Here is a 1,578-nt window from a genome sequence, read left to right on the forward strand (position 1 = left end):
GGCTGGCACCGCCGGGTGCGGCCGACCACGCGGCGGTCGAGCAGGCGCTGCGCACCACGCAGGCCTGGGACTGGCGCCACCGCCCGCTGTCGCAGCTGTCGGGCGGCGAACGCCAGCGCGTGCTGCTGGCCCGCGCCCTGGCGGTGCAGGCGCAGGTGCTGCTGATGGACGAGCCCCTGGCCAACCTCGACCCGCCGCACCAGACCGACTGGCTGCACACCATGCGTGCACTGGTCGATGCGGGGGGCACGGTGGTCAGCGTGCTGCACGAGGTGTCGCTGGCACTGCAGTCCGACGACATGGTGGTGATGGCACAGGGCCGCGTGCTGCACCAGGGCGCCTGCGATGCACCCGCCACGCACGCGGCGCTGGAGAGCGTGTTTGACCACCGCATCCACGTGCGGCATCTGGATGGCATGTGGATGGCGCTGCCATCGATGCAGCGCAAGCACAGCCAATGAAACAACACATGGATTGAGGGAGTGGAAGCATGAACATCGAATCGGGTTTCTCGCAGGTCGCGCAGTCGTTGCTGTGGCCGGTGCTGGTGCTGGTGGGGTTGGCGTTTGTCTACGCGTTGTGGTCGGGCGGCGCCACGCTCATGGAGGCGTGGCAACGCTGGCGCCAGCCGCAGTACCGTTCGCTGCGCGTGGCTCCGGGTTTGTCGATGGAAGAGCTGGAGCTGCAACTGGTGCGCCAGGTGGAGCCCGTGCGCCTGCTCAGCCGCCTGTCGCCCATGCTGGGGCTGATCGCCACGATGATCCCGCTGGGCCCCGCGCTGCAAAGCGTGGCCGCGGGCAACGGCCAGCAGGCGCTGGCCGTTTTCAGCGGCGCCTTTGCGGGCGTGGTGCTGGCGCTGGCCGCCGCGTCGGTGGGCCTGGTGGTGTATTCGGTGCGCCGCCGCTGGCTGCTGGCCGAACTGCTGGTGGTGCGCAAGGAGCGCGGGGTGGGGGAATGAGCTTGAAGCACCTGAATGTGCTGGCAGAGGACGATGACGATCCGATGCTGTCCGCCGTGAACCTGGTGGACGTGTTTCTGGTGCTGGTCGTGGCGTTGCTCACGGCCGTGGCGGTGCAGACCCAGACCAGCGCCAATGAAAGCGTCACCATCATCCGCAATGCAGGCCAGCCCGACATGGAAGTGGTCGTGCGCGAGCAGGGCAAGGAAGTGCGCTTCAAGGGCGCTGGCAGCGCAGCGCAAGGGCAGGGCGTGCGCGCGGGCGTGGCCTACAAGCTCGAAGACGGCAATATCGTCTACATCCCCGAAACCGGTGTGGCGCCTGCAGACGCGGGCGCTGGCGCGGCCGACCCCGCCAAGCCATGAAGGCGCTGATTCTGCGCATGGCACTGTGGTGCCTGCTGCTGGCTGCGCCGCTGGTGCAGGCCGCGCAGTCTGCGCCCGTGTTGCTCTGGCTCACCTCCGACATCACCACCGCCCCGCGCACGGCCATGGTGCAGCGCCTGGCCTCCGACGCGGGCCTGGGCTTTGTGCACATCGACTACCCGCTGGCTGGCCCGGCGGTACTGGACGCGGGCCAGGCCCAGAAGCTGGAGCGCGCACTGGCAGGCGCCGCCATCG

Annotated in this window: 4 protein-coding genes; all 4 read left to right on the plus strand. The window is 69.3% G+C overall.

Annotated features, from left to right (window positions below; genetic code table 11):
- A partial coding sequence (locus DBR23_RS31465) for an ABC transporter ATP-binding protein (protein ID WP_233250659.1) occupies positions 1–461 on the plus strand: 461 nt, incomplete at its 5' end.
- Between the two features lie 29 nt (positions 462–490).
- A complete protein-coding gene (locus tag DBR23_RS21630; RefSeq protein WP_108499548.1) occupies positions 491–958 on the plus strand; it encodes a hypothetical protein in 468 nt (155 codons plus the stop codon).
- Positions 955–1,323, plus strand: coding sequence for a DUF2149 domain-containing protein (locus DBR23_RS21635; RefSeq protein WP_055395235.1), 369 nt, complete (start codon positions 955–957; stop codon positions 1,321–1,323). The genes DBR23_RS21630 and DBR23_RS21635 overlap by 4 nt, the downstream gene beginning before the upstream one ends.
- The coding region (locus DBR23_RS31470) for a hypothetical protein (protein ID WP_233250660.1) at positions 1,320–1,578 on the plus strand (259 nt) is incomplete at its 3' end. The genes DBR23_RS21635 and DBR23_RS31470, both read left to right, overlap by 4 nt.

The organism is Acidovorax sp. HMWF018 (assembly GCF_003061035.1).
Lineage (GTDB): Bacteria > Pseudomonadota > Gammaproteobacteria > Burkholderiales > Burkholderiaceae_C > Acidovorax > Acidovorax delafieldii.